Source organism: Rhodobium orientis, assembly GCF_003258835.1.
In the GTDB taxonomy this organism is placed as follows: domain Bacteria; phylum Pseudomonadota; class Alphaproteobacteria; order Rhizobiales; family Rhodobiaceae; genus Rhodobium; species Rhodobium orientis.
The window spans coordinates 83,225-109,244 of record NZ_NPEV01000004.1; the positions used below are offsets into that span (position 1 = coordinate 83,225).

The window sequence follows — 26,020 nt, forward strand, 5'->3', positions numbered from 1 at the left end:
GAACCAGGCGTAGTCACATTCAAGATTGGTAATATGTCCCTCAGGAAAACCCTATGGGAAATATCGGTTAGGGGCTATTGCGTCACTGTGCCGCTTCGAGGCGCTCGCGGACACGGGCAACGACATTCTCTGCAGTAATCCCGAAATGCTCGTAGAGCAGGTCGGCCGGCGCGCTGGCGCCGAAATCGCTCATGCCGACGAAGATGCCGTTTTCGCCGATAAACCGGTCCCAGCCCATGCGGATTGCGGCTTCCACGGCGACGCGGACTTCGGCAGAGCCGATCACCTCAGACTTATAGGCGTCAGACTGCTCCTCGAAAAGCTCAAAACAGGGGACCGAAACGACGCGCGTCGGAATGCCTGCCCCGTCGAGGGCCTCCTTGGCGGCGACGGCGATCTCGACCTCCGATCCGGAGGCGAAGATGGAGACCCGGGCGTCCTCGTCGGAGGAGCGCAGCTCATAGGCGCCGCGGGCCGACAGGTTGGTTTCCTCGTCTTCCTCGCGCAGGGTCGGCAGGCCCTGGCGGGTGAGGGCGAGGGTGCTCGGCGCGGACTTCGATTCCAGCGCCGCCTGCCAGCATTCGGCGGTCTCCACGATGTCGGCCGGACGGAACACCTGCATGTGCGGCATGGCGCGCAGGCTCGCCAGGTGTTCGACCGGCTGGTGCGTCGGGCCGTCTTCGCCGAGGCCGATGGAATCGTGCGTCATGACGTAGATGACGCGAAGGCCCATCAGTGCGGACAGGCGCATGGCCGGACGGCAATAGTCGGCAAAGCACAGGAACGTGCCGGAATAGGGGATGAACCCGCCATGCAGCGCGATGCCGTTCATGGCGGCTGCCATGCCGTGCTCGCGGATGCCGTAATGGATGAAGCGGCCGGAGAAGTCCTCGGCGCTGACCGCCGCCATGTCGGCGGAGCGGGTGTTGTTGGAGCCGGTGAGGTCGGCCGAGCCGCCGATGGTCTCCGGCACCACCTCGTTGATGACGTCGAGGGTGTTCTGGGAGGCCTTGCGGGTCGCCACTTTCGGCTTTTCGGCGACGCATTTGGCCTTGAACGCGGTGATCGCCGCGCCGAGGCCGGCCGGCAGGTCGCCGCGCAGGCGGCGCTCGAACTCGGCCCTCGTCTCGTTGTCGAGGGCCTCGAAGCGCTTCGCCCACTCCTTGCGTGCCTGGCCGGAGCGCAGGCCCGCGATGCGCCAGGCGTCGCGGATGTCGGCCGGGACCTCGAACGGTCCGCCGGTCCAGCCGAGCTTCTCGCGGGCACCGGCCGCCTCGGTCTCGCCGAGCGGGGAGCCGTGGACGCCGGAGGTGCCGGCCTTGGTCGGGGCGCCGAAACCGATCTCGGTGCGGCAGGCGATCATCGTCGGACGGTCGCTGCCGCGGGCGGCCTCGATCGCTGCGGCGATGGCTTCCGGCGCGTGGCCGTCGACGCGGGTGGCGTTCCAGCCGGCGGCCTCGAAGCGGGCGACGGCGTCACCCGATTCGGCGAGCGACAGCGGGCCGTCGATGGAGATGCCGTTGTCGTCGTAGAGCACCACCAGCTTGGCGAGCTTCAGGTGGCCGGCGAGCGAGATCGCCTCGTGGCTGATGCCCTCCATGAGGTCGCCGTCGGAGGCGAGGACATAGGTCATGTGGTCGACCACGTCGTCGCCATAGCGGGCATTGGCGAGGCGCTCGGCGAGCGCCATGCCGACGGCGGTGGCGATGCCCTGGCCGAGCGGGCCGGTGGTGGTCTCGATGCCGGCGCCGTGGCCGAACTCCGGATGGCCGGCGGCGCGGCTGCCGAGCTGGCGGAACTGCTCAAGCTGCTCGAGCGGGAAATCCTCGTAGCCGAGCAGGTGCAGCGACGCATAGAGCAGCATCGATCCGTGGCCGGCGGACAGCACGAAGCGGTCGCGGTCGGGCCAGTGCGGGTCGGTCGGGTCGAACTTCAGGAATTTCGTGAACAGGACGGTCGCGATGTCGGCCGCGCCCATCGGCAGGCCGGGGTGGCCTGAATTCGCCTTTTCGACGGCGTCGATTGCGAGAAAGCGAATCGCGTTCGCCATCTGGTCATGCTTGGAGATGTCGGTCATGTGATGAACACTCGATCGCGTTGCGGCAAGGCCCGACTCACGGGAGGCGCCGGGACCGTCGGTGTGATGGCGCCGGGCGCCGATTGCGGCTGCGGGCGCTTGGGGAATGGGCCAGAGTGATAACAGGAAGGCGTTTTGTGTCAATGTATTCGGGGTATGTGCCGAAAGAACGTGACCACACACCATTGACGGTGACTTCACGCGGCGCCTAATCTTCCGGCCGCAAGTTACTGAGCATCTTCTTTTCTCGCGATGATCGCCGGCGCACCGCCGCAGGGTGGAACGACCGAACGCGACAGGCATGGGCCAGGGTTGGTTTTGGCGGACACGGGCATGGCGGACACCCCGAACGTGAAGACCGTGATGGGGCGGCTCGATACGGCGTTGAGCCAGCTCGAGGCCGCCGTGCACCGGCATGTGGAGGCCGGCGAGCGCTTTGCCACGGCGGAGGACGAGCTGCAGCGGCTCGGCGAGGACCGGTCGAAGCTGGCGCAGGATCTCGATTCGGCGCTGGCCCGGGCCGACCGGCTGGAGGATACCAATCGCGAGGTGTCGCGGCGGCTGGTCTCGGCGATGGAGACGATCCGCGCGGTGCTGAACGATCACGGCGGTTAGGGGACCCGGCGATCCGGGGGCGTTAGGACAGCGGATGGCGCAGGTCAGCGTAACGATCAACGGCCGGCAGTACCGGATGGCGTGCGACGACGGCGAGGAGGAGCGGCTGTTCGCGCTCGCCCGCCGCTTCGACGGCTATATCGGCGAGTTGAAGACGGCCTTCGGGGAAATCGGCGACCAGCGCCTGTCGGTGATGGCCGGGATCATGGCCGTCGACATGCTGGCCACCGTCGAGCAGCAGATGAAGGGCCTGGAGGCCGAGCTGGAATCGCTGCGCGAGAGCCGCAAGGCGCTCCTGGAGCGCAGCGAAAGCTCCGAGCAGGCATTTGCGGAAAAGCTCAACGCGGCGGCGGCGCGCATCGAGGACCTGGCGAAAACGCTGGACCGGCCGAACGGCGCCGGGCGCTGAGGCGGGCCGATCGCTGCGACGCGAGGCACCCGTCGCAAAGAGCGCATCGCCGGCCTCTGGCTTTTGCCGGGAGCGGGTCCTATATCTCGTCTTCGGTGTTGCTGCGCGGTGCGTCAGGAGTCTTTTCCCCGGGGCCTTATTGATCCTGAAGGGAGCTGTCCCTGGTTGAACCCGTGGGTTCTTTCAAACGGCGCCCACCTACGATGTAGGTACCCGGGATCGCATTCTCCAACGGCCGTGCGGCTTCACCTCTTCACCGGACCCCGGCGGTCCGTCAATTCCCTTGAAGCCCGATTCCCTTGAAACTTGCCGTTGCCATGACCGAGACCCCGCAGCAGCAGAAGGCCCGGATCCGCGCCGACGTGCTGGCGCGGCGGGCGGACATCGGGACCGAGGCGCAGACCGCGGCGGCCGTGGCCCTCGTCGCCCAAGCCGGCATGCTCGGCCTGGTCTCGGGCCGCGCCGTCTCCGGCTTCTGGCCGATTCGCGGCGAGATCGATCCGCTGCCGCTGATGGCGCATCTGGCGGGCGAGGGCGCAAGGCTCTGCCTGCCGGTGGTGCTGGATGCCCAAACGCTGGTCTTTCGGGCCTGGACCGGCGATCCGGATGCGCTCGTGCCGGCGCGGTTCGGGCTGATGGAGCCGCGGCCGGAGGCGGAACCGGTGCGCCCGGACATCATGCTGGTGCCGCTTGCCGCCTATGACGGCGCTTTCAACAGAATCGGCTACGGTGCCGGCTATTACGACCGGGCGATCGCGGCGATGGAGGCGGAAAATCACCAGCCGCTGCTTGTCGGCGTCGCCTATGCGTGCCAGCGGGTGGAGGACGTTCCGGCCGAGCCGCACGACCGGCCGCTTGCCATGGTCTTCACCGACGCCGGCACGGAACTGAGACCCGACACGGAGGGCGCGATATGAGGCTCTTGTTTTTGGGCGACGTCGTCGGCCGCGCCGGCCGCGCTGCCGTTCTCGACCGGCTGCCCGGCCTCGTCGACCGCTACGAGCTCGATTTCGTCGTCGTCAACGGCGAGAACGCCGCCGGCGGCTTCGGCATCACCGAGGACATCGCCCGCGGGTTCCTCGACGCCGGGGCCGACGTCATCACCACCGGCAACCATGTCTGGGACCAGCGCGAGGCGCTCGTCTTCATCGCCCGCGAGGACCGGCTGCTGCGCCCCGTCAACTATCCGGCCGGAACGCCCGGGCGCGGCGCCGGCGTCTATACCGCCCGCAACGGCGCCCGCGTGCTCGTCATGAACGCCATGGGCCAGGTGTTCATGAACCAGCTCGACGATCCGTTCGCGGCCATGGAGCGCGAGCTTTCCGCCTGCAGCCTCGGCGAGCACGTCGATGCCGTCGTCATCGACATCCATGCCGAGGCGACCAGCGAGAAGCAGGCGATGGCCCATTTCGTCGACGGCAGGGCGAGCCTCGTCGTCGGCACCCACACCCATGTGCCGACCGCCGACCACCAGATTCTGCCGGGCGGCACCGCGCTGATGACCGATGCCGGCATGTGCGGCGACTACGATTCCGTCGTCGGCATGGACAAGGACGAACCGATCCAGCGCTTCACCAAGAAGATCCCGCAAGCGCGGTTCTCGCCGGCGCTGGGGCGGGCGACGCTGTCCGGTGTGGCGGTGGAGGTCGATGACGACACGGGGCTGGCGACGGCGGTCGCGCCGCTCCGGCTCGGCGGGCGGCTGGAAGAGACCGTGCCCTCCTTCTGGTAGGGCGCTCGACCATTGCGGGCGCTTTCGTGACGGTGCCGCGACGGGGCTGTCACATTCGGCGTTCCGCGCCCTTGCGGGGCTCGCCAATTCCCAGCCAATCAGTTGTTTTCAAATGATAAAATCTTGAAGGGGCTTCCCGTCGGGAGCGATATCCTCTCTTTCACATAACCATAATGGAATAGACAAAACGCTGTCACCGAACGGCGTCAGGCTTCCCCTTGGCGGTCGTCATCCGAGCCGCAGCAAATTTTCGCACAAGGGGATCTCCAATGACTCAGATGCTCAAGCTGAGCCGCCGCGGCTTTCTGGCCTCCGCCGGCGCGGCCGGGCTGGTGGCCGGTTCCGGCCTTGCCATGCCGTTCTATTCGCGCGCCAACGCGCGGCCCGTCTTCACCCACGGCGTCCAGTCCGGCGACGTCGACACCAATTCCGGCGTGATCTGGACCCGGACCGACAGGCCGTCGAGCGTCCGCTTCGAGGTGGCGACGACCGAGAGCTTTGCCGATGCGCGCCAGCTTGCCAGCCTCGACGCCGTTCCGGCCAACGACCTTGCCGTCAAGCGCCTGCTGACGGACCTCGCCTCCGACCAGGACATTTTTTACCGCATGACCGCGGTCGACCTTGCCGATACCAATGCGGTCTCCGAGCCGATCGTCGGCCGCTTCCGCACCGCGCCGCGCGAGAAGCGCAATGTGCGCTTTGCCTGGTCGGGCGACACCGCCGGCCAGGGCTGGGGCATCGACGAGGTCGGCATGCTGGCCTACGGCACCATGGCGAAGCACACGCCGGACTTCTTCATCCATTCCGGCGACACCATCTACGCCGACGGCGTGATGAAAGACGAGGTCGACCTCAAGGACGGCACCAAGTGGGTCAACAAGGTGCTGGTCGATGAAAAGCGCAAGGTCGCGGAGACGCTCGACGAGTTCCGGGGCAACTGGAAGTACAACCTCCTCGACACGCATGTGCGGGAGATGAACGCCGTCTGCCCGACCTTCTTCCAGTGGGACGACCACGAGGTGGTCAACAACTGGTCGAGTTCCAAGGACCTCTCCAACGACGATCGCTACACCGAGAAGTCGATCCACGTGCTGCGCTCGCGTTCGGCCCGCGCCTTCCACGAGATGATGCCGATCCGCTTCACCCCGGCGGAACCGGGCCGGGTCTACCGCAAGATCGCCTACGGCCCGCTGCTCGACGTGTTCTTCCTCGATTTGCGCTCCTATCGCGGCCCGAACGGCCCGTCGATGGAGACCGAGCTGTCGCCGGAAGCGCGCATCCTCGGCGCCGAACAGATGGCCTGGCTGAAGGACGCCCTGTCCAAGTCGACCGCGACCTGGAAGGTGATCGCCTGCGACATGCCGATCGGCCTCATCGTCTGGGACAACTGGAAGGAACAGGCCGGCGCCGAAGCCGTCGCCAATGGCGACAACGGCGCGCCGAAGGGCCGCGAGCTGGAATTCGCCGAGCTGCTCTCCTTCATCAAGACGGCCGGCATCACCAACACGGTCTGGTTCACCGCCGACGTCCACTACACGGCGGCCCACTACTACAATCCGGACAAGGCCCAGTTCCAGGACTTCGAGCCGTTCTGGGAGTTCGTCTCCGGCCCGATCCACGCCGGCACCTTCGGCCCCAACGACCTCGACATGACCTTCGGTCCGGAACTGAAGTTCATCAAGGCGCCGACCGAGGAGCAGGGCGCCAACCTGCCGCCGTCCATGGGCCTGCAGTTCTTCGGTCTCGTCGACATCGACGGCTCGACCGAACAGATGACCGTCCGGCTGATGGATCGCGGCGACAACGAGCTCTACAAGGTCACCCTCGATCCGGCGAAAAACGCGTAACTTCGGTTTGGCGTTCAAGCGCCGGCGTTTTTCAAAGCTTCTGGTGGCGGACCCTGTGGCCCGCCATTTTCTTTTCCAAATCATTATATTCGGTAATTTGAATAATTTTGTGCGATGGGGCATGGTCGCCCGCGACAGAACCGAAAAACCAACCGGAATCCCCATGCACAGTCTTGCTCACGGATGGTCGCGCCGTTTTCGCGCCGCCGGCCTTCTCGCCGCTGCCCTTGTTGTCCTCGCCATCCTGCCGGCCCGTGCCGGCGTTCTCGAGGTTGTTCCGGTCGCAGATAACGTCTATGCGCTGGTCGGCCCGCTCGGCCAGAGGAGCGCCGACAATCTCGGCAACAACGCCACCTTCGGCGTCGTCGTGACCGATGCTGGCGTGGTACTGATAGACTCTGGCGGCAGCGCCAGGGGTGCGGCGATGATCGCAGAGACCCTTCAAACGATCACCGACAAGCCGGTCGTCACGGTCATCAACACCGGCGGCCAGGATCATCGCTGGCTCGGCAATGCCTATTTCAAGTCGAAGGGCGCGGAGATCATTGCGGCCGATGCCGCGGTCCGGGACCAGACCGCCCGCGCGGACGAGCAGTTCTTCATGCTCACCAACCTCATCGGCGAAGAAGCGCTCGCCGGGACCGAGGCCGTGCCGGCCGAACGGACCTTCGAGAGCGCGTTGGAGCTTGAGGTCGGCGGCACCAAGTTGGTGCTGAAGATGGCCGGCCCGGCACACACGCCCGGCGACACCATCGTCTGGCTGCCGAAGGAGCGCATCGCCTTTGCCGGCGACGTGGTCTTCCTCGACCGCATGCTCGGCGTCCTGCCTTACTCCAACAGTGCCGGCTGGATCGCCGCCTTCAAGGCGCTGGAAGTGCTGGACCCGGCAATCGTCGTTCCCGGCCATGGCCGGCCGGCGCCGCTGTCGGCGGGAATTGCCCAGACCTTCGACGTTCTGGTCAATCTGCGGTCCGAGGTCGGTGCGGTGCTGGAGCGCGGCGGCGACATGACGGAGGCCGCCGACATCGATCAGTCGGCGTTCGCCGCGCTGCCGAATTTCGAGACCCTGTCGCGGCGCAATGCCCAGGCCGTCTTCATGGAGATGGAGTTCGAGTAGGCGGAACGCGCAAGCCCGGCTGGATTTCGCCGTCTCTTTTGATATAAGCAGCCGAAATTTCCAACGACCAGCCGCGCCCGTGCCGCGTGGCGCGCGCGGGGGCTCCCCCGCCGCCGCCTCTCGCCCACGTATCCAGCGGCACGCAACGACAGAGACGAGCCATGGCCGGACATTCAAAATTCAAGAACATCATGTATCGCAAGGGAGCGCAGGACGCCAAGCGCTCCAAGCAGTTCTCCAAGCTGTCCAAGGAGATCACGGTGGCGGCCAAGGTCGGCGGCCCGGATGCCGACGGCAATCCGCGGCTGCGCCTGGCGATCCAGAACGCGCGCGCCCAGTCGATGCCGAAGGACAATATCGAGCGGGCGATCAAGAAGGCCGAAGGCGGCGACGCGGAGACCTATGAGGAAATCCGCTACGAGGGCTACGGCCCCGGCGGCGTTGCCGTGCTCGTCGAAGCGCTGACCGACAACCGCAACCGCACCGCTGGCAATGTGCGCGCGTGCTTCGCCAAGAACGGCGGGGCGATGGGCGAGACCGGCTCGGTCTCCTTCATGTTCGACCGGGTCGGCGAGATCGTCTATCCGGCGTCCGCGGGCGATGCGGAAACCGTCCTGGACGCTGCCATCGAGGCCGGCGCCGAGGACGTGCAGTCCGACGAGGAAAGCCACGTCATCACCTGCGCCTTCGAGGACCTCGGCGACGTCTCCTCCGCCCTTGCCGATTCCCTCGGCGAGGCGGAATCGGTCAACGCCATCTGGAAGCCGCAGACTCTTTCCCCGGTCGATGAGGAAAAGGCGGCGACGCTGATGAAGATGATCGGCGCGCTGGAGGACGACGACGACGTCCAGAACGTCTATGCCAACTACGACATCTCCGACGAGGTGATGGAGAAGATCGCGGCGGCTTGAGTGAGTTTGGCGTTCAGGCGCCACGCAGGCTTTTCGGCGCATCGGCGCCGGCGCCCGTTCGGGCTTGCGAGCCCTTCGGGCTAGGGGTGCAATTCGGTGCGTTTTGTGCACCGGGCGGACCGTACCCTCCGTCGGCGTCCCGGCCTTGCGCCGGGATCCATTGCCCGTCGCGATACGGTATGTCGGCGCTGGTAGCGAAGGCCGTTTCTGGATTGCTTCGCTGCGCTCGCAATGACGGAATTCGGCGAGTTTTCGTATTTTCAACGTCATCGCGAGGAGGCCGGAAGGCCGACGCGGCGATCCAGCAAACGCCGGCTACGGACTACCGCGTTGACAGGGGCAATGGGCCCAGGGTGACGGGGAGAGTATGGGCCGGCTACTTGCTTTCTGTCGAGTGCCCCCTGATGTCTACCCCAGCACGCTGTCCAGCACCGGCAGGCCGAGCAGCGCGAAGACGATGATCAGCGCGTAGGCGATGCGCCGGAAGGTGGCCTCGCTGGCGAAGCCGAACATGCGGTTGCCGATGAGGACGCCGGCGAGGTAGACCGGGGCGAGGATCAGCGATCTTTGCAGGCTTTCCATGGTGATGAAGCCTTGCGCGAAGAGATTGGCGCCGCTCAGCACCATCAGGATGCCGAAATAGGCGATGATATTGGCGCGGGCGACCGCCGCAGAGGCCGGCCCGCTCATCCAGAACATCAGCACCGGAGGACCGGGGATGGCGGCAAACCCGCCGAGGAAGCCGGAGGAAAAGCCGACGCCGAGCGTCGTCGGCATGTTCGGCCGGACCCGGTAGCGCCAGCCGGACCAGAGGATGGCGGCAAGCACCAGGGTCAACAGGCTGATGGTCCAGCGCACCGGCACCGGATCGGCGGTCTTCAACAGGTACATGCCGATCGGCACGCCGACGAAGGCGGCAATCGCCATCGGCACGATCTCGCGCCAGACGCATTTCTTCAGGGCCGGAAACAGGATCGGGAAGGCCGGCACGCTGTCGATCATCCAGATCATGACGATGGCGAGCTTGGGATCGAACAGGGCGCCGGCCAGCGGCATGAACAGCATGCCCGCGCCGAAGCCGGAAAAACCGCGCACCAGCGCGGTGACGAAGGCAATGCCAACGAGTGCGAGCATCGCCGGCTCGGTGATCAGTGCGGTCCAGGACAACATGTTTGCGGGTGCCGGAACGGGAAAGGCGGGACCGGCGCACAATTCCGGGTCGGGCGCGGCATGTCAACGCATATGGGTAGGGTCCGTCAGCCCGGCCAACGACTGAAGCAGCGTTTCAAAACGTTCGCCGCCAGCCGTCGGCTCCAGTGCTTTCGCGGAGAGCATCTGCACGCCTGCACCCGCATCGACCTCGCGGCGTCGCAAGCCACCCTTTCGCATCGCCGCTCGATCAACTCAGCAGGTCGTCGAGGTCAAACACCTTTCCGCCGAAACTGATCTGCTCGATACTACTCAGGATATCGGTTCCAAAGTGACCTTGGTGGTCGGTAATCTTGATATTTCCACTGTTGGTCTCGGTAATCTCGTAGCGGCCTTTGCCGCCGGCATAGACCGCTGTGTCGTTGCCTCTGCCGCCCACCAGGCGATCATCGCCGATCCCGCCGGACAGAAAATCATCGTTGCTTCCGCCGAAAAGTGCGTCCTTTCCATCGCCACCGAACAGGCGATCGTCGCCGGCACCTCCGTAAATCTTGTCACGGCCGTCCTGGCCGGCAAGCGTGTCCTTTCCCTGGGCGCCGAACAGCAGGTCCTTGCCGGTGCCGCCAAGCACGCTGTCGCTGCCCTTGCCACCGAACAGCTCGTCCCTGCCGGAGCCGCCGAACAAATTGTCGTTGCCCCTGCCGCCGAAGATTTCGTCTCGTCCGGCGTTTCCGGCGAGTGTGTCATTGCCGGCTTTTCCGAAAATCGTCTGGTCACCGGCTCCGCCGGCGAGTTTTTGACTCCCTGCCGTGCCGTCAACCTGGTCGAAACTAAGACTGCTGACCCATACGGTTCCGTCAGCAAAAGCTAGTTTTTCTATGCCCTGCAGTTCGTCGACGCCGTCTTCCGGTGCGTCGCGTTCGTCAATGATTTTGAGGTTACCGTCACTACTCCAAATGATTTTGTAGTCGTCCTGGTTCCCCGAGTATTGTGCCGTATCGTCCCTGCCATGGCCAAGTAGGGTGTCGTTTCCCCCGCCGCCAATGAGCAGATTGTCTTCGGCTCCGGACTGCGTAAGAAGATGATCGTTGTTCGCTCCCCCTTCCAATGTGTTTTTACTGCCGCTAAGAACCATCAACAAATCATTCCCTTGCCCCCCATTCAATTGGCTGTTGAATGAATTTATGACGTCGAAGCGGTCATATCCTTGACCGCCACTCAGCGTTGAGTCGTTGCCGTTCTGGACCACACAATACTCATCGGCTCCGTCACCGAATACGGCACCGCCACGGCCGCCAAAGATCAATGTCGCGGGGTTTCGGGCAGTGCCCTCGTAAAGTTGCTCGTCAAAGCCTGTGGTTATGTCGAATTCGATTTCATGAACTGAGAGCGTGCCATCTTGGAAAGCGAGCTTTTCGACCTGATGAAGGAGATCACGACCATCCGTCTGACCGGTGCGTTGATCAACAACTTCGATCCAACCGAGCCCCTTGTCGATAATCAAATAATCATCTCTATTTCCTGAATATTCTGAAATATCATTAGCGCCGTGGCCGAATATTGTATCGTTCCCCTCGCCGCCGATTAATCTATTGTTGTTTCCATTATAGTTTAATATGTGATCATTTCCGATGCCGCCATTCAAAACGTTGTTTTGACCGCCATAGTTTGACAAGAAATCGTTTCCGTCGCCGGCGCTCAGCACATTTTCTTGGCCTTTGTGTATTGATAGGTTGTCGTCGCCGGCGCCGCCGATCAATATGTTATAATGTCCCTCGTGCATTGAGAGTCTATCATCGCCTTGGCCGCCGTTTAGCGTATTCCCGGTTCCCATTTCTAGTGGAGATGAGATGGTATCATCCCCATCCAGGCCAAAAACCCGGTTCCGGTTGCCGCTGAAACTCAGTTTGTCATTTCCGGCGGTGCCGACGATCAGATTGTCATATGAATTGCTTGCCATGATGATGAGCTCCTTCGGGCATCGATCGGCAAAATAACGATAGGGTTCGATGCAGTTTGGTTGAAATGGCGCGAGGATTGGGCGCGAATCACCGTTGGCGACAGGGTATGTCGAGGCCGATTACAGTTGTATAAACACCGCTCCACGCGTCCTGCGGCGTTTTTGCGCGCCGTGTGAAAACGTTAACGGCTGGTTAGCGCGATACCGTCAAATGCCGGCCTACCTTTTTGTGCCGGCAACGCGCTAAAAATCCTCCCATGGAAAAGGCGATTCGAATCATCGGCATCGATCCGGGCCTCCGGCACACGGGCTGGGGCGTCATCGAGGTCACTGGCAACAATGTCGGCTTCGTTGCCTCCGGCACAGTGCATCCGCCGGTCGAGGGCACGCTGGCGGAGCGGCTGGTGGCGCTGCACGATGCGCTCGATGCCGTCGTCGCCGAGGCACGGCCGGACGAGGCGGCGGTGGAAGCGACCTTCGTCAACCGCGACGCCAAGGCGACCCTGAAACTCGGCCAGGCGCGCGGCATTGCGCTCCTCGTTCCCGGCCGCATGGGGCTCAGCGTTGCCGAATATGCGCCGAACGCCGTGAAGAAGGCGATCGTCGGCGCCGGCCATGCCGACAAGGGACAGATCCGGGTGATGGTGAAAGTGCTCTTGCCGAAGGCCACCTTCGACAGCGACGACGCGGCCGACGCGCTGGCCATCGCGCTCTGCCATGCGCACCATCGCGGCTCGGCGAGCGCGCGCATCGCGTTGGCCGCGGGAGGCGGGCGATGATCGGCAAGCTGAAGGGCGTCGTCGATAGTTTCGGCGACGACTATGTCATCCTCGACGTCCAGGGCGTCGGCTATGAGGTGCATTGCCCGGCGCGGGTGTTGCAGGCCCTGCCGGCGGCGGGCGAGGCGGCGGTGCTCTCCATCGAGACCTATGTGCGCGACGACCTGATCCGGCTCTACGGCTTTCTGTCGGACGCCGAGCGGGAATGGTTCCGGCTGCTTATGACCGTGCAGGGGGTCGGCGCCAAGGTGGCGCTGGCCGTGCTCGGCATCATGAAGCCCTCGGACCTTGCCACCGCGATCGCGCTCAAGGACGTCGCCCAGATCACCCGCGCGCCCGGGGTCGGCAAAAAGGTGGCGGAACGCATCGCCGCGGAACTGCGCGACAAGGCGCCGAGCTATGCCGACGCCGATCTCGGCCACATCCGGCTCGTCGACGACATCGCCGAGAAACGGGCGCCGCGCCCGGTTGCCGATGCGGTCTCGGCCCTCGTCAATCTCGGCTACCAGCAGATAAGGGCGAGCGCCGCCGTCAACGCCGCCTCCCGCCAGGCCGGCGAGGAGGCAACGACGGAAACGCTGATCCGGCTGGCGCTGAAGGAACTGGCGACGTGACCGCGCCGGTCGACCTGATCCCCGAATCCGATACCGCCTGGATCGCCGACTTCCTGACCAGATACTGGGGCGCGCCGGCCATCGTCGCCCGCAGCGATGTCATCGGGGCAGCCGACCTTTCCGGCTTTCGGGCCGTCGACCGGGACGGCACACTGAAAGGCTTCGTTAGCTATCGGATTGTCGATGGCGCCCTGCAGATCGTCACCGTTAACAGCGTCTTTGAGGGCGGCGGCACGGGGCAGGCGCTGGTCGTGCGGGTGCTGTTCGAGGCCCGGGAAAAGGGCTGCTCAAAGGTCTGGCTGGTGACCACCAATGACAATCTCCATGCTTTGCGGTTTTATCAGCGGCGGGGGTTCCGCATCGTGGCGGTCTATCCGGGCGCGATGGAGGCAGCGCGCAAGCTGAAGCCGGAGATCCCCGCGATCGGGGCAAGCGGCATCCCGATCCGCGACGAAATCGAGTTGGAGTTCAATTTATGACTCTAGTTGAAATCCTAACGATTGCGGGCATCGTCATCGGCCCGCTTGCGGCTGTCCTTATCGCGCAACATCTTCAGAATCGAAAAGAAAAACGCGAACGACGGATGAACGTTTTTCGTACGCTGATGAGAACGCGGCGAACTCCAATGACATTGGAACATGTTGGTGCGCTCAATCTAATCGAAATCGAGTTCGCAGACAAAAAACAGATTATCGACGCTTGGCGACGATTGTTCGAGCACTTAGGCACAATGCACAATAGGTATCCCGGCGAAGTGTATATTGATGGCGATACACTTGAGCAAAAAAACTATAAAGATGATCTCTTCTGGAGAAGAATCAACAACGAAAGGCATACGCTGCTTGCGAAGACACTTCATTCAATGGCGAGGGAGATGGGCTTTAAGATCGAGCAACTTGAAATATTCGAAGGTGGCTACACTCCGCAAGGATGGGAAGACGAGCAGCTCGAAGCTAGGATAGTGCGTAAGTCATTCATCGATCTGTTGCATGGCCGACGATTGTTGCCTGTGGTCTTGATTGGCGGCGAGAACGATAGCTCTGGTGTTGATGAGCAGACCCAATAAATTCATTCTCGTTTCGATTCACTGGTGCCTAGTTTCGACTTTTCCACCTGATATGGAATCTATTTTATGACGGACGACCGGATGATCTCGGCCGAGGTGCGCGAAGAGGACGAGGACCGGACCCTGCGCCCGCAGCAGCTCGACGATTTCGTCGGCCAGGCCCAGGCGCGCTCCAACCTCAAGGTCTTCATCGAGGCGGCGCGAAGGCGTGGCGAGGCCCTCGACCACGTGCTCTTCGTCGGGCCGCCGGGGCTCGGCAAGACGACGCTCGCCCAGATCGTCTCGCGCGAACTTGGGGTCAATTTCCGCGCCACTTCCGGACCGGTCATCGCCAAGGCCGGCGACCTCGCTGCGCTGCTCACCAACATGGAAGAGCGGGACGTCCTCTTCATCGACGAAATCCACCGGCTCAATCCGGCGGTGGAGGAAATCCTCTATCCGGCGATGGAGGACTTTCAGCTCGATTTGATCATCGGCGAGGGGCCGGCGGCGCGATCCGTGCGCATCGACCTCGCCAAATTCACGCTGGTCGGCGCGACGACGCGGCTCGGGCTTTTGACGACGCCGCTGCGCGACCGTTTCGGCATTCCGGTGCGGCTCGACTTCTATTCGGTGGATGAGCTGGAACTGATCGTCAAGCGCGGTGCGCGGATCATGGCGACCGGCATCACCGAGGAGGGCGCCAACGAGATCGCCCGGCGCGCCCGCGGCACGCCGCGCATCGCCGGCCGGCTGTTGCGCCGGGTCTGCGATTTCGCCACCGTTGCCGGTGTCGATGCCATCGACCGGGACGCCGCCGACAAGGCGCTCCGGCAGCTTGAGGTCGATGCGGCCGGGCTCGATTCCCTCGACCGGCGCTACCTGACGACGATTGCCATGAGCTTCGGCGGCGGTCCGGTCGGCATCGAAACCATCGCCGCGGCGCTGTCGGAGCCGCGCGATGCCATCGAGGAGATCGTCGAGCCGTTCCTGATCCAGAAGGGTTTTGTCCAGCGCACGCCGCGCGGCCGTATTCTTACCCCGCACGCCTTCAAGCATCTCGGCCTTGCCGCACCTCCGCCGATCGCCGCGCAGATGGGCCTCTTCACCGAGGACGAGTAGCCTCTCCGTTTTTTGTCGGCGGCAACCTTTGGGCCAGGCTGGCGTTTCGTCCCTGTCCTGCGGCAATATGGGGTATCGGCACGAAACGAGGCGAGGATACGAGGACCTGACGGAACTTGATGCGCGGCTTGCCGCATTGCCGGTCCTGGCGCAGCGGCCGGACCGCATAGACGCCCGCACCTACAATCTCTGGCGCCGCGCCCGCGGCCGCTGGGGCACGCCGCTCCGCCTGCAGTTTGCGGACCTGAAGGAAATGGAGCTGGTGCTCGCCGACAGCTACTGGGTCTGCGTCGATGCCAGCAAGAACGACGTGCCGGTGATCGCCTGGGTCGACCTGGAAGACGGCGACCGCTCGGCCCTCCACACCGACGTCGCCTGCAAGCTCAACTACTACCACTTCGCCGCTTCCGCGCTGCGCGGGCGCTGCCTCAGGCGGATGGAGGAAGCGCTCGGCGCCCGGCTGCGCGAGGGATAGCGTTCCGCCTGCGTCCGTTCCGGCCCGTCGTCATGCGATTACTATGGTTTCCGATGGAAAATACTACTGTATTATTGCGTTCGATTCCATCTTATACATTGAATTCTTACAATTTTAACTGTTTTCGAAATCTCTCTTAACCGGTCATTTACTCCTTTCTCGTGAAACTCGCGCCCGACACAACCGTCCAGCGACGCAAAAATGGGCTGGCCGAGAGCGAGGAGTCAGGTCTTGAAGCGGAACGACAAGGTCCATCTCTCAGGCGTGGAGAGAACCTTCCCGGAGGACGACATCATCGTGTCGAAGACCGATCTGAAGGGTAACCTGACTTACGCCAACAAGATCTTCATCGACATTTCCGGCTATACGGAAAAGGAACTCATCGGCCAGCCGCACAGCATCCTGCGTAATCCGCAGATGCCGCGGGTGATGTTCAAGGTGCTGTGGTGCATGCTGCAGTCGGGCAGCGAGATCTTCGCCTATGTGGTGAACCGCTGCAAGAACGGCGACCATTACTGGGTCTATGCCCATGCCACGCCCAGCTTCGACCTCAAGGGCAACATCATCGGCTACCACTCCAACCGGCGGGTGCCCGACCGGCGCATCCTGGAAGAGCACATCATCCCGCTCTACGCCAAGCTGCGCGAAGAGGAGCAGCGGCACACCTCGGCCAAGGACGGCCTGACGGCGTCGACCAAGATGCTGGAATCCATGCTCGACGACCTCGGCATGGACTATGACGAGTTTATCGCAACCGTCGGCAAGGAGCGGCACGGGTCCCGGCCGTCGGGGCGCCGGCGCCAGGGCTATGACAAGGAAACGGAACGGTGCGTGTGGGCATGAGAAAATCTTCCCTGAGACGAGCGACGGAAGTCTGCAAGGCGGTCGCCAATGGCGACTTCGAGGCCCGGATCCTGAACATCACGGAAAAGGGCGACATGGGAGAGCTGATGCACGCCATCAATCTCCTGATCGACCGGACCGACGCCTATTTGCGCGAGTCCAAGGCCTGCCTCGACTACGTAAACAAGAACCAGCACTTCCGCCTGATCGCGGAGCGCGGCATGGTCGGCGCGTTCGCCGGGGCGGCGCGCAGCATCAACACGGCGATGGCCGGCATCAAGCAGCGCCACGATTCGTTCTGCGACCTCGCCGGCAAGTTCGAGACCCAGCTCCAGGGCATCGTCCATTCGGTCTCCTCGGCGGTCGACGACCTGAACGGTGCGGCGTCGAAGGTCAGCGAGTCCGCGGACAGCGCCAACCGGCAGTCGTTGACCGCGGCGGCTGGTGCCGAGCAGGCCTCGGCCAACATGCAGAACGTTGCCGCCTCCACGGAACAACTGACCAGCTCGATCGGCGAGATCAACCGGCAGATGGTGCTGTCGGCCGAGGTCGCCAACGGCGCGGTCTCCAAGTCGGCGGCGATGGACGCGGAGATTCGCGGCCTTTCGGGCGCCTCCCAGACCATCGGCGAGGTGGTCAGCCTGATCAACGACATCGCCGCGCAGACCAATCTGCTGGCCCTCAACGCCACCATCGAGGCGGCGCGGGCCGGCGAGGCAGGGCGCGGCTTTGCCATCGTCGCCCAGGAGGTCAAGGCGCTGGCCGGCCAGACGGCGACCGCGACGGAGGAGATCTCGGTGCAGGTCAACAGCCTGCAGGCCGCGACGACCCAGGCCGTGAAGGCCAATGAGGAGATCAACTCGGCCATCAACAAGGTCAGCGAGACCTCCACGGCGGTGGCCTCCGCGGTCGAGGAGCAGAGCGCGGCGACCGGCGAGATCAGCCACAACATCGCCGAGGCGGCGAGCGGCACGCGGGATGTGACGACGAGTATCACCAACGTCCAGGAGGTGGCCGAAGTCACTGCAAAGGCGGCGGAAAAAGTGATGACCTCGGCGCGCCAGCTTGCCGATCAGCAGAAATCGCTGGACGAGTTGCGCGGCGAAATGGGCGAATTCCTCGCGGTCGTCACAAAGGTGGGTTAAACAGGAAGGTGGTCGGCTTCTTTCGAGCCGCCGGCCACCATTCACAAACCCCCGACCCCGACGACCTTTCACATGGATGACATTGCGCTTGCCGGCCGCATCGAGGCCGGCCATCACCTTTTGCAGATTCGTGTCTATTACGAGGACACGGATTTTTCCGGCATCGTCTATCACGCCAACTACCTGAAATTCATGGAGCGCGGGCGCACCGATTTCCTGCGCCTTTGCGGTGTCCACCACGCGGAGCTTGCCGCGGGTGCGGGCGGCGAGGCGCTGCATTTCGTGGTCCGCCACATGGAGCTCGATTTCCACGCGCCGGCGCGGATCGACGACGTCCTGACCGTGGAGACGCGATTCCGCGAATTGCGCGGCGCGCGGATGGTGCTCGACCAGGTGGTGCGCCGCGGGGCGACCGTCCTGATCGGGGCGGCGGTGACCGCCGCCGTCATCAATGCCGCCGGCCGGCCGCGCCGTCTGGCTCAGGAAATGCGCGAAAAACTGGGCTTTGCCGCCGGTTGACGGGATCGGCGGCGGCGCGGAAACTTTTCCGCCGTCACTTTCGTTAATGCTCTATTAACCTTGCCGAAGTCTTGCTGGTGCGGGGCATAAGCGGGTAGACCTTGCGAGCGGCAAACGTTCCAAGTTTTGACATGTTTGGCGATCAGACAGGCGAATACGCGGCCGGAGACGGTTTTCGCGTGGAAGTCTCGTCTGGTGACGCCGGGCGACCACTATCGAGACGGACAAGAGGTCTTTTTGCATGAACCCGGTGGATTTGGCCCAGTCGGCCCTTGAGGCCCCGGTCGGCGACCTGTCGCTGCTGACGCTGTTCCTAGACGCCCATATCGTCGTCAAGTTCGTGATGATCGGTCTGTTGCTGGCATCGATCTGGTGCTGGGCGATCATCATCGACAAGTCGATCCTTTTCGCGCGCACCCGCTCGCAGATGAACCGGTTCGAGAAGATCTTCTGGTCGGGCCAGTCGCTGGAGGAGCTGTACCGGTCGCTGTCCGGGCGCGGCAACCATGCGCTGGCGGCGCTGTTCGTCGCTGCCATGCGGGAGTGGAAACGCAGCCACGAGAAGGGCCGGGCAGCGCTCGGCTCGCTCAACATCCGCATCGACAAGGTGCTGGACGTGACGATCGCGCGCGAGGTGGAGCGGCTGGAAAACCGGCTCCTGTTCCTGGCGACCGTCGGGGCGTCGGCGCCGTTCATCGGCCTGTTCGGCACGGTCTGGGGCATCATGACCGCGTTCCAGGCGATCGCGGCCTCCAAGAACACCAACCTTGCGGTGGTGGCGCCGGGCATCGCCGAGGCGCTGTTCGCCACCGCGCTCGGCCTCTTTGCCGCGATCCCGGCGGTGATCGCCTACAACAAGTTCGCCAACGACGTCGGCAAGCTGAGCGGTCGCATGGAGGGCTTTGCGGACGAGTTCTCCGCGATCCTGTCGCGCCAGATCGATGAGCGCCTGTGAGCGCCGACCGCGCCGCCGGACGCCATGAGCACCTGTTCTTTTCGTGGGGACGAACGATGACCGATTGCAGATCCCTTGCCGCGCGCGCTGACGCCCGGGCCGGGGCATAGCCATGGGTGCCGGGGTCAAGCCCGCCTACAAGGGCGGCCGCAGGCGCGGGCGCCGGAAGGTGCACCACGCGCCGATGAGCGAGATCAACGTGACGCCGTTCGTCGACGTCATGCTGGTGCTGTTGATCATCTTCATGGTCGCGGCGCCGCTTCTGACCGTGGGCGTTCCCATCGACCTGCCGGAGACCCGCGCAAAGCCGATGGAGGGTGACACCGAGCCGATCACCATCTCGATCCGCAACTCCGGCCAGGTCTTCATCCAGGACACCGAGATCGATCCGGACGAGATCGTCGCCAAGCTGCAGGCGATCGCCAAGACCGGCTACGAGGAGCGCATCTATGTGCGCGGCGACCGGGATGCGGACTATGGCGTCATCATGCAGATCATGGGGCGCATCAGCGCCGCCGGCTACAAACGGATCGGGCTGGTGACGCTGGAGGAACAGGGAGGCTGATCACGTGCGTGTCGGGCTCGTCACCTCGGCAGTCGTCCATGTCGGCCTGATCCTGTGGGGCACGCTCGCCCTGCCGGATGCGACGCCGTTTGAGGTGACGGCCGTGGAATCGCTGCCCGTCGACCTGGTGCCGATCTCCGAGCTGACCGACCTGCAGCGCGGCGACCGGACCGCGAAGGAAATTCGCGAGGTGCCGTCCGAGGCCGAGGTCGAACCGACGCCGGAACCGGAGCCCGAGCCGCAACCCGAACCGCCCGGCGTCCAGCCGACGCCGGAACCGACACCGCCGACGCCGGAGCAGACCCCCCAGCAGGCAACGCCTGAGCCGGCCGCGCCCGAACCGGCACCGGAGCCGGAGCCCGCGCCGCCCGAACCGGAGCCCGAACCGGTCCAGGAGAGCGTGCCGGAGCCCGAACCCGTGCCGGAACCGGAGCCCGAACCGCAACCGCAGGAACAGGCCGAGGCGCCGTCCGAGATCCCGGACACCGCCCGGCCGCGCGCCAAGCCGACGCCGCCGAAGCGGACGCAGACCGCGCAGAACAAGGACAAGCGCAACGACGAGATGGCGGCGCTCCTCAACAAGGTCCAGCCGGCCGGCGGCGGCTCGCAGCGCAACAGCCAGCCGGCCTCGCTCGGCGCCCGGCGCGGCAACGACAATGCCAAGATGACGCAATCGGAGCTCGATTCGCTGCGCGGCCAGATCGGCCGCTGCTGGAGCCCGCCGATCGGTGCGGCCGAGGCCGAGGGGCTGCTGGTCAAGGTGAAGATGCAGTTGAACCGGGACGGCACGGTCGCAGCGCCGCCGAAGGTGATCAATACCGGGTCGAGCCAGTTCTTCCCGGCCGCTGCCAGTGCGGCAACGCGCGCGGTCCTGCGCTGCCAGCCCTACCAGTTGCCGGCCGACAAATACGATGCCTGGGAAGAGGTCATCGTCAATTTCGATCCGCGCGAGATGCTCGGCGGGTGATATCCGCCGGTAAGGCGCAATCCGCAGGGACGGCGGCCATCGTTTCGTCATGCGGATCAGCCAACTGTGCGCTGGAAAGTTGTCACGCGATAAGGCAGAAGCGTTGACGAGACGGAACACGAAGGGGAACCACGGGATGGTCGATATCGTTGTGTCGCGGACCAAACGGGGCTGGGAGCAGGCAATGCGGTCGTCACTGTCAAGGATCGCAATACTCGTCCGCGCGACGATCGCCGCATGCGTGCTGACGGCGGCCGGCGCCTTTCCGGCCTCGGCGCTGATCGAGATCGACATCACCCAGGGCGTGATCGAGCCGTTGCCGATCGCGTTGCCGGACTTTGTCGGCTCCGGTGCGTCGGCCGAGATTGGCCGCAACATCACCAATGTGATCAGCAACGACCTGAAGAATTCGGGCCTGTTCAAGCCGCTCGATCCGGCCGCTTTCATCCAGAAGAACCCGGATGTGAGCCAGCCGCCGCGTTTCGGCGACTGGCGCGTCATCGACGCCCAGGCGCTCGTCGTCGGCGCCGTCACCCAGCAGCCGGACGGCCGGCTGAAGGTGGAGTTCCGGCTCTGGGACGTCTTTGCCGGCGAGCAGATGACCGGCCAGCAGTATTTCACCTCGCCGGACAACTGGCGGCGCATCGCCCACATCGTCGCCGATGCGATCTATGAGCGGCTGACCGGCGAGAAGGGCTATTTCGACACCCGCATCGTCTTTGTCGACGAGAGCGGGCCGAAGACCAAGCGCGTCAAGCGGCTGGCGATCATGGACCAGGACGGCGCGCGGTTGCGGTATCTCACGCAAGGCCGCGATCTGGTGCTGACGCCGCGCTTCAGCCCGTCGAGCCAGGTTGTCACCTACATGTCCTATGCGGACGGCCAGCCGCGGGTCTACCTGCTCGACATCGAGACGGGCCGGCGCGAACTGGTCGGCAACTTTCCGGGCATGACGTTTGCCCCAAGGTTCTCGCCCGACGGTAACCGGGTGGTGATGAGCCTGCAGTCGGACGGCAACGCCAACATCTATTCGCTGGACCTGAGGACGCGCCAGACGACGCGGCTGACCTCCTCGCCCTCGATCGACACCAGCCCGAGCTATTCGCCGGACGGGCGCCAGATCGTCTTTGAATCGGACCGCGGCGGGCGCCAGAAGCTCTATGTCATGGGCGGCAACGGCGGCGGCGCACGGCTGATCAGCAATGGCAGCGGCTCCTATTCGACGCCGGTGTGGTCGCCGCGCGGCGATCTCATCGCCTTCACCAAGCAGGTCGGCGGCAAGTTCCAGATCGGCGTAATGCGGACGGACGGCGGTGGCGAGCGCATCCTGACGGAGGGCTTCCACAACGAAGGCCCGACCTGGGCGCCGAACGGCCGGGTGCTGATGTTCTTCCGCGAGACGCCGGGCGCCAGTGGCGGGCCGAAACTGTGGGCCATCGACCTGACGGGCCGGCACGAGCGGCAGATCGGAACGCCGTCCTTCGCCTCCGATCCGGCCTGGTCGCCGCCGCTTCCCTAGGGAAGGCGTTCCGGCCGAACGGCAAGCCCCAACCGATTGAATTGTTGCCGGCTACTGTTGCGGTAGAAACACAGTTGGCCACAACGTTGTTTCGGCGCAGGGTTTTGAGCCGCTCTGGCGGTGTTCATCACCGATTTGGCGCAATGCGGACATAGTGTTGACCGCATTCATTGCCATCAGACAGCGGAATTCGGCGGCTGGGGCTCACCTGCGCCGGGATTTTTCTGGAAACCGCCGCAACGAAGTGTTTACCATCCTGGAAAACCGCGGCTTAACCATCGCACTGGTAACCCTGAACTTACTGGGTGGGACTTTTTGGGAGTGATCGCATGCTGAGTAATGCGCGTTTTGCAGGTGCAATGCGACTGTTCGCAGTGGCCGTCGTGGCTCTGACCGTCGCGGCCTGCGCGAACAAGCCGGAATCCAATATCAATGGGGTTGCCCCTGGCAGCCCGCAAGACTTCGTCGTCAATGTCGGCGACCGTGTGCTGTTCGACGTCGACTCCTCGTCGCTCGACGCCTCGGCCCGCTCGACGCTGGACGGCCAGGCCCGCTGGCTCGGCCAGTACTCGCAGTACTCGCTGACCATCGAGGGCCATGCCGACGAGCGCGGCACCCGCGAATACAACCTGGCGCTGGGCGCCCGGCGCGCGTCCGCCGTGCGCGACTATCTCGCCAGCCAGGGCGTCTCGCCGGGCCGGCTGCGCACGATTTCCTACGGCAAGGAACGGCCCGTGGCCGTCTGCTCGGCCGAATCCTGCTGGTCGCAGAACCGCCGTGCGGTCTCTGTCGTCAGCGGCGCGGGAAGCTGACGCGCGAACGGCAGACACGTTCCGCCCTTTTCCGACGGCGACGCCGGGGCCCCGACAACAGGCTCCGGCGTCGTTCTGTTTTCGGAACACCGGGCGCCTCGGGCCTCGATGCCGCGAATATGCGGCCGGGTGCACCGGCGGTGTGCAAAAGGCACGCCCCTTTTTCCGCGAAACCCTCTATAGTGCGGCAACAGCCGGTGCTGGAGTGGCGCCCCCGATGGGGACCGTCAAACTTTGGCCGGCTTCGCGCGTTTATTTGCGGCCTGCCATCCGCGGTCTTTTCTCAGCTCGGGCGTGTTGCCCGGCAAACACCGGTTTTCATTTCCTGGACGGTGCAACGACGAGGCAAGGACACCATGATCACCAGCGGCATCCGACACCGCGTTCTGCCGGTAGCCCTTTCAGGGGCGATGCTGGCGATACTCGGGTTTTCCGCCACCGGCGCTGCCGCCAGCGAGCTTGAGTCGCCGATCATCCTTGCACAGGGCGGCTTCTTCGGGTCCTCGAGCCGCGAAAACGCCTCGCAGTCGCTGCGCATGAGCCAGCTCGAGGAGCAGATCCGCAAGCTGACCGGCCAGGTCGAGGACCTTAGCTATCAGGTCCGCACGCTGACGGACCAGCTCCAGCGGATGCAGCAGGACAATGAGTTCCGCTTCCAGCAGCTTGAGAATCCGGGCGGCGGGGGCAATCGCTCGCAGGTGACGCAGCCGCAACCGCAGCCGCAGCGGAACACCGCCAACAACAGCCAGTTTTCGTCCCAGCCGCAATCGTCCAACGACGACCAGACGCTCGGCACGATGGTGCTCGAGGCGCCGGAAGGCTCGTCCATGGGCAGCCAGGAGGACGCCATCGGCCGGGCGATCGGCCAGCCGCTCGACCTGTCGACGCTCGCCGGCGGCAACAATCTGACGGCGCCGGGACCGGCCGAGGGCGACAGCGACGTGGTGCCGGCCCGCGGCGGCGATCCGCGCGCCGACTACGACGTCGCCTATGGCTACATCCTTTCCGGCGACTATGCCCGGGCCGAGACCGCGTTCCGCAACTTCCTCGACTTCCACGGCGATGACGATCTTGCCGTCAACGCCCGCTTCTGGCTCGGCGAGAGCCTGTTCGGCCAGCGCCGCTACCAGGACGCGGCCGACGTCTACCTTGCCGTCTACACGGAGCATCCGACCGACCCGAAGGCTCCCGACGCGCTGTTCAAGCTCGGCCAGTCGCTGAAGGCGATGGGCGAGACGGGTGCGGCCTGCGCCACCTATTCGGAGGTGCTGGAAAACCACGGCAGCGCCTCGCAGGCATTGCGCTCGCGCGTGACCAAGGAAATGCGCGGCGCCGGCTGCAAGGGCTGAGCCGACACCCGACATGACCGCCGCCGACCCGATCCGCGACGACGAGTTGGAGGCGCTGTTCGCGCCGCTTGCCGGCGAGGAGGCCATCGGCCTTGCGGTCTCCGGCGGTGCCGACTCCACGGCGCTGATGGTGCTGGCGGCGCGCTGGGCCGGACGGTGCAGCGATGCGCCCCGGCTGATCGTCCTCACCGTCGACCACGGGCTGCGGCCGGAATCGGCCGGTGAGGCGGTAAAGGTCGCAAAGCTGGCGAGGCGGCTCGGCCTTGGCCACGAAACGCTCTCCTGGACCGGCGATAAGCCGACCGCGAACCTTCAGGCCGCAGCGCGCGAGGCGCGTTACCGGCTGTTGATCGAGCGGGCCGTGCTGTCGGGTCTCGGGGCGATCGTCGTTGCCCACCATCTGGAAGACCAGGCCGAAACCGTGCTGATGCGGCTTGCCCGCGGCAGCGGCGTCGACGGCCTTGCCGCCATGGCGCCTGCGCGCTGGATCGGCGGCATCCGGCTCGTGCGGCCGCTGCTTGATGTCCCCAAGGCGCGGCTCGTCGCGACGCTGGAGACGGCGGGCATCGGCTGGATCGAGGATCCCTCCAACGAGAACACGGCCTTTGAGCGCATCCGGCTGCGCAGGCTGCTGCCGGTCCTTGCCGGCGAAGGCCTGACGCCGGAGCGGCTGGCGGCGACGGCGCGGCGCATGCGAAAGGCGTCGGACGCCCTTGAGGCCGATGCACTGTCGCGGCTTGCCGCCTTCGCCCGGTTTCATCCGGGCGGCTTCGGCGCGCTCGACCCGGCCGCCTTTGCCGATTGCCCGGAGGAGATCGCGCTGCGGCTGGTGGCGCGGCTTCTCACCGCCGTCGGCGGCACGGTCTATCCGCCGCGCCAGGAGCGGCTCGAGGCTCTCGTCGAGGCAATCCGGTCCCGCGACGACGGCCGGCGGCTCAAGCGCACGCTTGCCGGCGTCGTCGTCGAGGCGCGCCGCGGCCGGCTCTGGTTCTACCGCGAGGCGGGGCGGGAGGGCATGCCGGAAATCCCGCTTCTTCCGGGCGAAAAGGCGATCTGGGACCACCGCTTCAAAGTGACGCTGGCGGCGGGTGCCGGAACACCGGTCGTCGTCGGCCCGCTCGGGCCGGACGGGCGCGCCGTACTCGGACTCACCTCGGCCGAGGGAATGCCGGCCGCGGCACTTGAGACCATGCCGGCGGCGTTCGCCGCGGGGCGGCTTGCCGCCGTTCCGGCGTTCTCGGCGACACTTCCCGATGCGGCGTCGGCCGTGCCGTTTTCTGCCGTCTGGGAGGAACCGCGGGGACTCCGGTTGCGTTCCTTTACCGGGGATATCCCAGGCGGTGTCTTTCGTGCCTCGGATTAGCCATTCGTTTAGGTTAAGAAAAAGTTGCAGCGACTTGGCAGGCCCATGACTTGGCAAGGGTGGCGGGGGAACCTATCTTACCTCGCGAGGACAACGGAACGCTGCGCCAGCGCTTCCGCGCGCGCGTCTTC

At 64.9% G+C, this 26,020-nt stretch carries 27 protein-coding genes and 1 other RNA gene; 25 read left to right on the plus strand and 3 right to left on the minus strand.

From position 1 onward, the window contains the following. Window positions 1-82: 82 nt before the first annotated feature. Window positions 83-2,077, minus strand: a complete 1,995-nt coding sequence (tkt, locus tag CH339_RS03400; RefSeq protein WP_111432879.1) for a transketolase — start codon at window positions 2,075-2,077, stop codon at window positions 83-85. A gap of 333 nt (window positions 2,078-2,410) precedes the next feature. Here tkt and CH339_RS03405 point away from each other — a divergent pair, with 333 nt between their 5' ends. From CH339_RS03405 to CH339_RS03440, 8 genes are all read left to right on the plus strand, one after another. Then, window positions 2,411-2,692: a DUF4164 domain-containing protein gene (locus tag CH339_RS03405; RefSeq protein WP_111432880.1), complete on the plus strand. Its 282-nt coding sequence runs from the start codon at window positions 2,411-2,413 to the stop codon at window positions 2,690-2,692. A gap of 34 nt (window positions 2,693-2,726) precedes the next feature. Beyond that, the gene (locus CH339_RS03410) at window positions 2,727-3,101 is read left to right on the plus strand and encodes a cell division protein ZapA (protein WP_111432881.1); all 375 of its coding nucleotides are present in this window, start codon (window positions 2,727-2,729) and stop codon (window positions 3,099-3,101) included. 95 nt (window positions 3,102-3,196) lie between these two features. Then, window positions 3,197-3,351, plus strand: a non-coding RNA gene (gene ssrS / locus CH339_RS03415) — 6S RNA. A 49-nt stretch (window positions 3,352-3,400) separates the two neighbouring features. After that, window positions 3,401-4,018 (plus strand): 5-formyltetrahydrofolate cyclo-ligase, encoded by a 618-nt coding sequence (locus CH339_RS03420; protein WP_245408094.1) that lies wholly within the window; start codon window positions 3,401-3,403, stop codon window positions 4,016-4,018. Continuing rightward, window positions 4,015-4,833, plus strand: coding sequence for a TIGR00282 family metallophosphoesterase (locus tag CH339_RS03425; RefSeq protein ID WP_111432882.1), 819 nt, complete (start codon window positions 4,015-4,017; stop codon window positions 4,831-4,833). The genes CH339_RS03420 and CH339_RS03425 overlap by 4 nt, the downstream gene beginning before the upstream one ends. 278 nt (window positions 4,834-5,111) lie before the next feature. Beyond that, entirely contained in the window at window positions 5,112-6,680 is a 1,569-nt protein-coding gene (locus CH339_RS03430) for an alkaline phosphatase D family protein (protein WP_111432883.1), read from the plus strand. A gap of 163 nt (window positions 6,681-6,843) precedes the next feature. Next, window positions 6,844-7,797 carry an MBL fold metallo-hydrolase gene (locus CH339_RS03435; protein ID WP_170138385.1) on the plus strand — a complete coding sequence of 318 codons (954 nt, stop codon included), beginning with the start codon at window positions 6,844-6,846 and terminating at the stop codon, window positions 7,795-7,797. A 161-nt stretch (window positions 7,798-7,958) separates the two neighbouring features. Then, on the plus strand, window positions 7,959-8,708 hold the full coding sequence (locus CH339_RS03440) for a YebC/PmpR family DNA-binding transcriptional regulator (protein ID WP_111432885.1): 750 nt from the start codon (window positions 7,959-7,961) through the stop codon (window positions 8,706-8,708). 408 nt (window positions 8,709-9,116) lie between these two features. On the opposite strand, the gene CH339_RS03445 is transcribed toward CH339_RS03440, so the two are convergent. Then, entirely contained in the window at window positions 9,117-9,842 is a 726-nt protein-coding gene (locus CH339_RS03445) for a sulfite exporter TauE/SafE family protein (protein ID WP_170138386.1), read from the minus strand. A gap of 265 nt (window positions 9,843-10,107) precedes the next feature. Further along, window positions 10,108-11,817, minus strand: coding sequence for a calcium-binding protein (locus tag CH339_RS03450; protein WP_111432887.1), 1,710 nt, complete (start codon window positions 11,815-11,817; stop codon window positions 10,108-10,110). 257 nt (window positions 11,818-12,074) lie between these two features. Here CH339_RS03450 and ruvC point away from each other — a divergent pair, with 257 nt between their 5' ends. The 17 genes from ruvC (at window position 12,075) to tilS (ending at window position 25,889) form a co-directional block, all read left to right on the plus strand. Beyond that, window positions 12,075-12,596, plus strand: a complete 522-nt coding sequence (ruvC, locus tag CH339_RS03455; RefSeq protein ID WP_111432888.1) for a crossover junction endodeoxyribonuclease RuvC — start codon at window positions 12,075-12,077, stop codon at window positions 12,594-12,596. Continuing rightward, a complete protein-coding gene (ruvA, locus tag CH339_RS03460) occupies window positions 12,593-13,210 on the plus strand; it encodes a Holliday junction branch migration protein RuvA (RefSeq protein WP_111432889.1) in 618 nt (205 codons plus the stop codon). Before ruvC ends, ruvA begins: the two co-directional genes overlap by 4 nt. After that, complete coding sequence (locus CH339_RS03465) at window positions 13,207-13,689, plus strand: GNAT family N-acetyltransferase (RefSeq protein WP_201240917.1); 483 nt, start codon at window positions 13,207-13,209, stop codon at window positions 13,687-13,689. The genes ruvA and CH339_RS03465 overlap by 4 nt, the downstream gene beginning before the upstream one ends. Next, the gene (locus CH339_RS03470) at window positions 13,686-14,276 is read left to right on the plus strand and encodes a DUF6680 family protein (protein ID WP_146610105.1); all 591 of its coding nucleotides are present in this window, start codon (window positions 13,686-13,688) and stop codon (window positions 14,274-14,276) included. Before CH339_RS03465 ends, CH339_RS03470 begins: the two co-directional genes overlap by 4 nt. A 66-nt stretch (window positions 14,277-14,342) precedes the next feature. Next, window positions 14,343-15,377, plus strand: coding sequence for a Holliday junction branch migration DNA helicase RuvB (ruvB, locus tag CH339_RS03475; RefSeq protein WP_111432891.1), 1,035 nt, complete (start codon window positions 14,343-14,345; stop codon window positions 15,375-15,377). A 67-nt stretch (window positions 15,378-15,444) separates the two neighbouring features. Then, window positions 15,445-15,852 (plus strand): hypothetical protein, encoded by a 408-nt coding sequence (locus tag CH339_RS03480; RefSeq protein WP_111432892.1) that lies wholly within the window; start codon window positions 15,445-15,447, stop codon window positions 15,850-15,852. 201 nt (window positions 15,853-16,053) lie between these two features. Next, complete coding sequence (locus CH339_RS03485) at window positions 16,054-16,695, plus strand: PAS domain-containing protein (RefSeq protein WP_111432893.1); 642 nt, start codon at window positions 16,054-16,056, stop codon at window positions 16,693-16,695. Continuing rightward, entirely contained in the window at window positions 16,692-17,840 is a 1,149-nt protein-coding gene (locus CH339_RS03490) for a methyl-accepting chemotaxis protein (protein ID WP_111432894.1), read from the plus strand. The genes CH339_RS03485 and CH339_RS03490 overlap by 4 nt, the downstream gene beginning before the upstream one ends. Before the next feature lie 72 nt (window positions 17,841-17,912). After that, window positions 17,913-18,359 (plus strand): tol-pal system-associated acyl-CoA thioesterase, encoded by a 447-nt coding sequence (gene ybgC, locus CH339_RS03495; RefSeq protein WP_111432895.1) that lies wholly within the window; start codon window positions 17,913-17,915, stop codon window positions 18,357-18,359. A gap of 241 nt (window positions 18,360-18,600) precedes the next feature. Further along, complete coding sequence (gene tolQ, locus CH339_RS03500) at window positions 18,601-19,314, plus strand: protein TolQ (RefSeq protein ID WP_111432896.1); 714 nt, start codon at window positions 18,601-18,603, stop codon at window positions 19,312-19,314. A gap of 112 nt (window positions 19,315-19,426) precedes the next feature. Further along, complete coding sequence (gene tolR / locus CH339_RS03505; RefSeq protein ID WP_111432897.1) at window positions 19,427-19,879, plus strand: protein TolR; 453 nt, start codon at window positions 19,427-19,429, stop codon at window positions 19,877-19,879. Between the two features lie 4 nt (window positions 19,880-19,883). Beyond that, entirely contained in the window at window positions 19,884-20,846 is a 963-nt protein-coding gene (gene tolA / locus CH339_RS03510; protein ID WP_111432898.1) for a cell envelope integrity protein TolA, read from the plus strand. Window positions 20,847-21,030: 184 nt separating this feature from the next. Beyond that, window positions 21,031-22,365 carry a Tol-Pal system beta propeller repeat protein TolB gene (gene tolB / locus CH339_RS03515; protein WP_244668998.1) on the plus strand — a complete coding sequence of 445 codons (1,335 nt, stop codon included), beginning with the start codon at window positions 21,031-21,033 and terminating at the stop codon, window positions 22,363-22,365. A gap of 157 nt (window positions 22,366-22,522) precedes the next feature. Further along, complete coding sequence (locus tag CH339_RS24555; RefSeq protein WP_170138387.1) at window positions 22,523-22,690, plus strand: hypothetical protein; 168 nt, start codon at window positions 22,523-22,525, stop codon at window positions 22,688-22,690. A 4-nt stretch (window positions 22,691-22,694) separates the two neighbouring features. Further along, window positions 22,695-23,177 carry a peptidoglycan-associated lipoprotein Pal gene (gene pal, locus CH339_RS03520; protein WP_420825904.1) on the plus strand — a complete coding sequence of 161 codons (483 nt, stop codon included), beginning with the start codon at window positions 22,695-22,697 and terminating at the stop codon, window positions 23,175-23,177. A 356-nt stretch (window positions 23,178-23,533) separates the two neighbouring features. Next, on the plus strand, window positions 23,534-24,526 hold the full coding sequence (gene ybgF, locus CH339_RS03525; RefSeq protein WP_146610106.1) for a tol-pal system protein YbgF: 993 nt from the start codon (window positions 23,534-23,536) through the stop codon (window positions 24,524-24,526). Between the two features lie 13 nt (window positions 24,527-24,539). Continuing rightward, on the plus strand, window positions 24,540-25,889 hold the full coding sequence (gene tilS / locus CH339_RS03530; RefSeq protein ID WP_111432902.1) for a tRNA lysidine(34) synthetase TilS: 1,350 nt from the start codon (window positions 24,540-24,542) through the stop codon (window positions 25,887-25,889). Window positions 25,890-26,020: the final 131 nt, after the last annotated feature.